6 protein-coding genes are annotated in these 7,380 nt (G+C 68.5%); 3 read left to right on the top strand and 3 right to left on the bottom strand.

Annotated features, from left to right (window positions below):
- A partial coding sequence (locus tag ABZ319_RS32325; RefSeq protein WP_354990326.1) for a hypothetical protein occupies positions 1-790 on the bottom strand: 790 nt, incomplete at its 3' end.
- Between the two features lie 10 nt (positions 791-800).
- Entirely contained in the window at positions 801-2,603 is a 1,803-nt protein-coding gene (locus tag ABZ319_RS32320) for a long-chain fatty acid--CoA ligase (RefSeq protein ID WP_354990325.1), read from the bottom strand.
- A 357-nt stretch (positions 2,604-2,960) separates the two neighbouring features.
- Here ABZ319_RS32320 and glnA point away from each other — a divergent pair, with 357 nt between their 5' ends.
- The 3 genes from glnA (at position 2,961) to ABZ319_RS32305 (ending at position 6,444) form a co-directional block, all read left to right on the top strand.
- The gene (gene glnA, locus ABZ319_RS32315) at positions 2,961-4,397 is read left to right on the top strand and encodes a type I glutamate--ammonia ligase (RefSeq protein WP_354990324.1); all 1,437 of its coding nucleotides are present in this window, start codon (positions 2,961-2,963) and stop codon (positions 4,395-4,397) included.
- A gap of 296 nt (positions 4,398-4,693) precedes the next feature.
- A complete protein-coding gene (locus tag ABZ319_RS32310) occupies positions 4,694-6,052 on the top strand; it encodes a hypothetical protein (RefSeq protein WP_354990323.1) in 1,359 nt (452 codons plus the stop codon).
- Positions 6,053-6,084: 32 nt separating this feature from the next.
- On the top strand, positions 6,085-6,444 hold the full coding sequence (locus ABZ319_RS32305; protein ID WP_354990322.1) for an arsenate reductase family protein: 360 nt from the start codon (positions 6,085-6,087) through the stop codon (positions 6,442-6,444).
- 357 nt (positions 6,445-6,801) lie between these two features.
- Here the strand turns inward: ABZ319_RS32305 and ABZ319_RS32300 are convergent, their stop codons facing one another.
- Positions 6,802-7,263, bottom strand: a complete 462-nt coding sequence (locus ABZ319_RS32300) for a nitroreductase family deazaflavin-dependent oxidoreductase (protein ID WP_354990321.1) — start codon at positions 7,261-7,263, stop codon at positions 6,802-6,804.
- Positions 7,264-7,380 lie beyond the last annotated feature (117 nt).

The following is a 7,380-nucleotide window of genomic DNA, read 5'->3' as shown; positions in this document are numbered from 1 at the left end:
GCTGATCGGCCCGGCGCGCGGGCGTCCCGGCCGCGGGCGGGACGTACCCGGCCGGATGGGCGGGAAGCAGCCGGGTCGTCAGCGCGGCGATGGCGGCGGCGCCGTCGTCGCCGGCCTGCAACGGCAGCAGCGCGGTCCAGCCGCCGCTGTCCATGCGCAGGAACACCCCCGGGATCGCTTCGATGCGATGGCGCAGTTCGCTGGTGTCGCCGCCCCGCGCGGCGCTGAGCCGGAAAGCCGCGATCAGGAAGGCGTCGGGCACCGCGATGGCAGGCTCGTCCGCCCACTCGATGGGGTCGCGCCCGGTCAGCAACGCGTCGGCGATGGCCCGGCGGCGTTCGAGCAGTTCCCACCGCGGATCGTGGGCGTGCTGCACGTACGCGGTCGCGATCCGGGTGGTGACCAGGGTGATGTACTGAATCAGGGACATGGCGGAATCGGTGAGCGTCTGCTGCTCCTCCGCGCTCGCGCCGGCGCGGATCCCGGACCAGATGTAGTCCGCGCCGATCCGGTACCGGCCCAGCACTTCCTCGAGGGGTTCGCCGTCGCGCACCCGGCCCAGCGCGATCTCGACGACCTCGCGGGTGTCCGCCTCCGACGGCGTCACCCCGCTGCGCAGGAAGTCGAAGAACAGATCCACGTTGAGCTTGATGCCGCGCTCGACGCCGCCGGCCACCAACGGTTCCGGCAGCGTCCGATACGGCGGCAGCACGCCCTGGGAATCTTCCCTCACCGCCACCGCCCGCCGGTACAGCTGTTCCAGCGCCCGATCCCCGATTCGCCCCTGCATAACTCTCCTACTACCCGTACAGCGAGTCGATAGTAGCCGCGTAGGCGTTAGCTATCGGTTTGCGCCTCAGTTTTCCGGTGGCGGTGAGGCAATCACTGCCCGGTGTCCACACATCGGGCAGCACCACGAACTTCTTGATCTGCTCCACCCGGGACAGCTTGGCATTGGCGGCGTCTACGCCCTCCTGCACGCTCGCCAGCACCACCGGGTCCTGTGCCAGGGCCGCGATCGAGCGATTCGATAGCTGATTGCGCTCGGCGAACGCGGCGACCAGATCGGGATCGAGGCAGATGAGCGCGGTGTTGTAGGACCGGCCCTCGCCGATCGCGACCACGGTGCCCGCGAGCGGGGTGCTCTCGGTGACGGTGTTCTCGATATTGGTCGGGGACATGTTCTTGCCCGCCGCGTTGATGATGAGTTCCTTCTTGCGATCGACGATCTTCAGGAAGCCCTCGGCGTCGATTTCGCCGACGTCGCCGGTGTGCAGCCAGCCCTGGGGGTCGACGGTCTCGGCGGTCTTGTCCGGGGCGTTGCGGTAGCCGCGCATGACCATGCGACCGCGCACCAGCACCTCACCGTCCTCGGCGATCTTGATCTCGGCGCCGGGCAGCGCCGTGCCGACCGTGCCGATCTTGACCCGCTCGGGGCGGTTGACCGTCGCGCCCGCGGTGCACTCGGTCATGCCGTAGCCCTCGCACAGCGGCAGGCCCAGGCCCAGGAAGAACTCGTGGGTGTCGCGCGGGATCGGAGCCGCGCCGGTGACCGCGACGCGAACCTTGTCCAGTCCCAGGCGTTCTCGAACGGTGGACAGGACCAGGCGGTCCGCGAGCCGGAAGCGCGCGTCCTCGAACGCCGACGGGCGGCGCCCGTCCGAGACCGCGCGGGCGCGGGCGCGGCCGGTGGCGATGGCCCAGTCGACCAGGCGGCGCTTGAGCGGGCTCGGCTCGGCGCGGAATCGATCCTCCAGCGCCGCTTTGACTTTCACCCACACGCGGGGCACGCCCAGGAAGACCGAGGGGTGCACCTCGAGCAGCGCCTCGGCGACCTGCTTGAGGTCGGGGCATGTGGTGATCTGACCGCCGGTGGTCATCGACAGGTAGTGCGCGAACCAGCGATTGGCCGCGTGCGCGTCGGGCAGGTACGACACCACCTTGTCCTCGGGGCCGCCGCCGCCGAATTCGTCGATCACGCGGGCGTTCTCGAGGAAGTTGGTGTGGGTCAGCTCCACGCCCTTGGGCGGGCCGGTGGTGCCGGAGGTGTAGACGATGGTGAGCAGGTCCTCGGGATCGACCGCCCGCCAGGTGGCCTCGAAATCGAAGTCCGGCTTCGGGGCGGCCTCGACGGCGGACAGGGCGGTGGCGCCCGCGGGCTCGCCGTCGATGCACACGACGTGCTCGACCACCGCGCCCTGGGTCGCGGCCAGGGCGACAGCAGCCAGCACCTGGGGCGCGAACTGCTCCTCGCAGATGACGACCTTGTTCCCGGCATTGCCGAACTGGTACGCCAGCAACTCCACCGGGTTGGTGTTGTACACCGAGAACGGCGTCGCGCCGGTGTGCAGGACGCCGGTGTCGCACAGGTGGAACTCGGGACGGTTGGTCATCATGAGCGCGACGGTGTCGCCGCCGCCGACGCCCAGGGCCGCCAGACCGGCGGCGATGGATCGGACGCGCCCGCCGTACTCGCCCCAGGTGTGCGACTCGGCGCCGCCGAGCGTTCGCAGGGCGACCGCCTCGGGGTACCGCGCCACGTTCGCCTGAAACGCCTCGCACAGCGTCCGCGGCTGCACTGCCGCTACCTCTGATGAACTCACGACCTACCTCTGGTTCGACTGTGATCGAGAGCACCGCGGCTCCCGGTGTCATCCAGCACACCGCACAAAGACCCGTGCGGACCAGTGGCAATGGCGAAGATCTGCGGGTTCGCGTTTGTGCATGTGACCAAAGAGGGAAACTCGGCCCCGGCGCTGGGGCGCTGAACGGGCGCAGGCGGATTGCGCGCCCGGATCGGCGCTGCGGGAACACGGCCCGGGTCACGCGAATGATCTTGGTACACAATCTGATTCGCGACCGGGCCGGTGCGGGGGAGACGTATCGTTGGACCATCAGGACCGCCGGTACCCGACTGGGCCGTCCGATCGGGACGCGGTGCGGCCGTAAGGGAGCCCGCAATGATCACTCCGAGCCCGAGCGGAGTCCAGGACTTCATCGACGCCGAACAGATCGAATACGTCGACGTGCGCTTCTGTGATGTACCCGGTGTGCAACAGCATTTCTCGATACCCGCGTCGATGTTCGGGACCGAACTGGTCGAGGAGGGCATCGCCTTCGACGGCTCGTCCGTCCGCGGATTCCAGGCGATTCACGAATCCGACATGCTGTTGCTGCTGGATCTGCGCACCGCGCAATTGGATTCGTTCCGCGCCGCCAGAACCCTCAACATCAACTCCTTCGTGCACGATCCGCACACGCGCCAGGCGTACAGCCGGGACCCGCGCAATGTGGCGCGCAAAGCGGAGGACTACCTGCGCAGCACCGGGCTCGCGGACACCGCCTACTTCGGGCCCGAGGCCGAGTTCTACATCTTCGATTCGGTGCGCTACGAGACCGGGATGAACGGGGCCTTCTATCAGGTGGATTCGGCGTCGGGGAGCTGGAACACCGGCGCGAAGCGCAATGTCGACGGCAGTGTGAATCGCGGATACAAGGTGCGGCCCAAGGGCGGGTACTTTCCCGTCGCGCCCTACGACGCCGACGTGGACCTGCGGGACCAGATGTGCACCCACCTGCAACGCGCCGGCTTCGAACTCGAGAAGGGACACCACGAGGTGGGCACGGCCGGGCAGGCCGAGATCAATTACCGCTACAACACGCTGCTCGCCGCCGCCGACGACCTCATGCTCTACAAATACATCATCAAGAACGCCGCCTGGCAGGGCGGGAAAACCGTCACCTTCATGCCCAAGCCATTGTTCGGCGACAACGGTTCCGGCATGCACGTGCACCAATCGCTCTGGAAGGACGGCCATTCGCTGTTCTACGACGAGTCCGGGTACGCGGGGCTCTCGGATCTGGCCCGGTACTACATCGGCGGCCTGCTGCACCACGCCCCGTCGCTGCTGGCCTGGACCAATCCCACGGTGAATTCGTACAAGCGCCTGGTGCCGGGTTACGAAGCGCCCGTCAATCTGGTGTACAGCCAGCGCAATCGCTCCGCCGCCGTCCGCATACCCGTCACCGGGGCCAACCCCAATGCCAAGCGCCTCGAATTCCGCTGTCCGGACGCCTCGGGCAATCCCTACTTCGCCTTCGCCGCCATGATGATGGCCGGCCTCGACGGCATCATGAACAAAATCGAACCAGCGCTGCCCATCGACAAGGATCTCTACGAACTCACCCCCGAGGAATCGGCGGCGGTGACCCAGACCCCCGCGAGCCTGGCGGCGGTCATCGACAACCTCGAGGCCGACCACGAGTACCTCACCCGGGGCAACGTGTTCACCGAGGATCTGATCGAGACCTGGATCGCGCTCAAGCGCGAATCCGAGATCGCCGAGATCGCTATTCGCCCGCACCCCTACGAGTTCGACCTGTACTTCGACGTGTGACGTCCGAATCGGCTGTGCGCACGGCGTTTCGAGCCGTGGCGCGCGCAGGCCGCCGCCCCGTCCGGCCGGGAACGCGTTCGGAGGGTAGCGTGTTGACGAGAACTCGCAAGGGCAATCGCGTTGCGGGGAACGGTGATTGAGGTCAGGAGTGAGCGGGGGCAAACGGGCGGGGTGGGTTCGACGTGCGCATAGTCATACGGCGCGCGCTCAAACTATGACCTTTCCCTCACTGCCCGCGCCCGTCACCCGGGTAGCCATACGATCCGGGCCTGATAGAGGTGGAAGGCGATGTGCCCATGGATCGAAACGCGTTCGTCGAAGTGATGAACGAGGCGAGCGGGATGCTGGACTCGGGCCGCGCGGAGGATGCGCTGGCACGGCTGACAGCGTTCGACGACGCGCTGACGACCCCGCCCGATCCCAAGGACTACGGCTGGGTCGTGTCCTACCGCTTCCGCTCGGCGTTCGCGGCCGGCGAATACGACCAGGCCCTGCACCTGGCCGAGCACGGCCCGGCCCGCTTTCCCGCCGACATCCCGCCCGCCACCCTGTCCACCATGTACTCCATGGCGGTGGAGGCCGCGACCCAGCTGGGCCGGGCCGAGACCGCGGTCGTGATGGCCGACCGCTGCATCGAGATCCGGCGCGGGCACGGCGACACCGGCGAAGTGCTCATGGCGGCCATGACCGCGTGCACCCTGCTCGGCGACATCGAACGACACGATCTGGCCATTCGCTACGCGCTGCTGCTCGTGGCCGAGGGCGAGGGGCACGACGAGCAGCGCTCGTACGGTTACTACGCGGTGTGCGCCGCGATCGAGCACGACATTCCGGGTCCGCTGCTCGAGACCCTGATCGCCGGGCGGGAATGGCTCAGCGACCGGGACAACGAATTCGCCCGCGAGGCACTGGAATACCTCGACAAGGTGCAGTCGAACGCGCCGGCGGCGGCTCCCGCGGCTCCCGTATCCGCGTCCGCACCGGCCGAGGGGATCGCCGCCGACCCACAGGCCACGGAGTACCTGCGCATCTCCGACACCGGCGCCCAGCAGGTCACCGGGCCCGCGCAACCGCCCGCCGATCAGGTCGCGGGCGGCGAGACCGCCGATGCGCTGCTGGACGCGCAGCGCCCGGGGATCGCCGCGGCCGCCTACCGCGCGCTCATCGACGACGCCTTCGCCACCGGCAAGCCCGATCCGCTGATCGCGGGCAAAGCCGTACTCGGGCTGCTCATGTCGCTCATCTTCGACAACCGCGTCGGCGAGGCGCACGCGGTGTGGATCGACGAGCAGAGCGCGACCTTCCTCGGGGTGTGGGCGCTCGAGAACGGGCAGACCTCGGTCCACGACGCGATCGCATACAACCTGGTCGCGGCCTTCCTGCACTCGCTCAGCACCGGGGACCGGCACGCCGCCAACCACGCGGTCGACACCCTCATGGCCCGCACCATCGAGTGGGCGTTCGAACACGATCCCCAGGCTGTGCCGCTCATGCTCAACACCTGGAAGCTGCATCTTCGCGAGATACACGAGGGCGAACCGGCGCCCGAATTCCGCTGGGAACTGGGCCGATTCGAACAGCGCTGGAACGGGCCCGTCCCCGAGTCCGGCCTGTACTGGATGCGCCCCTACCGCTGGGTCGTCGACTGGGTCTGAACCGCCCCGGGCAGCTGGTTAGGCTCGAGCTCATGGCAACCGAAATCTGGCACAACCCGAAGTGCTCGAAAAGCCGCACCGCCAAGGCTCTGCTCGAGGACACCGGTGCCGACTACGTGGAGCGCCGCTACCTCGACAACCCGCCCACCGCGGTGGAAATCCGCACGGTGCTGGGCAAACTCGGCCTCGAGCCGTGGGAGATCACCCGCACCGGCGAAGCCGAGGCCAAGGAACTGGGCGTAGCGTCCTGGGGCCGCACCCCCGCCGACCGCGATCGCTGGGTCGAGGCCCTCGCCACCCACCCCCGCCTGATCGAACGCCCCATAGTCATCACCGACGACGGCCGCGCGGTGGTCGCCCGCGGCGACGAGGCCCTGGACACCCTGCGCTGACGCGGTGGCGTACGTCGGCGATCGACGAGGCGGCCGCTCGCACGCGGGCCGCCCGGCGTGCCACGAGAACTCGGTTCGCACGTGCTCGGCGGCCCGTCCGATGGCTTGAACCGGTCCAGTTGCCGACCGTTCCGGCTGCTCGGTTGCCCCCCGGCGGCGGGACGATTCACTTACGCGGGAATGAGCTGCGGAGGCCGGGGGCGCGGGCGTTGGTGTCGCGGATGCCCGAAGCTCGGGTACGCCGCGGTAGTCGGCCGGGGCGCAGCCGCCGGTGCTCGAATTCCCAGCGTGGCGGCGGCGGAGGCCTCGGGTTCGGTGAGTCCGTGCCGGCCTGTCCGGGAACCCGGCCTTCGTCGTTCAGTGGCGGGCGGGGTGGATCTCGAAGACCGGGAAACCCGGTGCTATCTCGGCCAATTCGGCGTCGGTGGCGTTCTTGGTCAGGCCCTCGAAGAAGCGGCCGACCTCCCAGCCCCAGCGCTCGAGGTACTCGCGCAGCACCGGGACCTTGTCGGCGTCGGGCATTTCCACGGCGGTGAAGGGCTCGACCTTGCGGCCCAGGCGTAGTTCGCCGGCGCCGGCGGCGCGCAGATTGCGGACCCACTGGGTGTGCCCGCGCGGGGCGACCAGGTAGCGCTTACCGTCCGAGTCCAGGATGTTGACCATCGTGGTCCGCCATTCGCCGGACTTGCGGCCGCGCACCGCCAGCAGGCGGGAGCCGAGCACGCTGATCCCCAGTTTGGGCAGCAGGTTGAAGAACCGGTTCATGATGGGGTCCAAGCCGCTGGGGAGGATGTAGCGGGTGGCGGCGGTGTCGTTCATGGTTTGCCCTCTCGGTCTTCGAGAGCGGTGCTCTCTGATGTGATCAGTGTGCGCGGCGGTGCGACGCGATGTCAAGAGCAGTGCTCTCTAAAAGTTGCGGTGCTCCGAATGTGGCAC

Source organism: Nocardia sp. NPDC005978, assembly GCF_040614455.1.
GTDB lineage: Bacteria > Actinomycetota > Actinomycetes > Mycobacteriales > Mycobacteriaceae > Nocardia.
The sequence above is the reverse complement of the archived record's forward strand: the minus strand, read 5'-3'. Positions and strand labels throughout refer to the sequence as shown.

Coding starts and splice junctions, on each gene's coding strand:
- ABZ319_RS32300 (WP_354990321.1), bottom strand. CDS start 7,263: ATGAACGACACCGCCGCCACCCGCTACATCCTCCCCAGCGGCTTGGAC.
- ABZ319_RS32310 (WP_354990323.1), top strand. CDS start 4,694: ATGGATCGAAACGCGTTCGTCGAAGTGATGAACGAGGCGAGCGGGATG.
- ABZ319_RS32305 (WP_354990322.1), top strand. CDS start 6,085: ATGGCAACCGAAATCTGGCACAACCCGAAGTGCTCGAAAAGCCGCACC.
- glnA (WP_354990324.1), top strand. CDS start 2,961: ATGATCACTCCGAGCCCGAGCGGAGTCCAGGACTTCATCGACGCCGAA.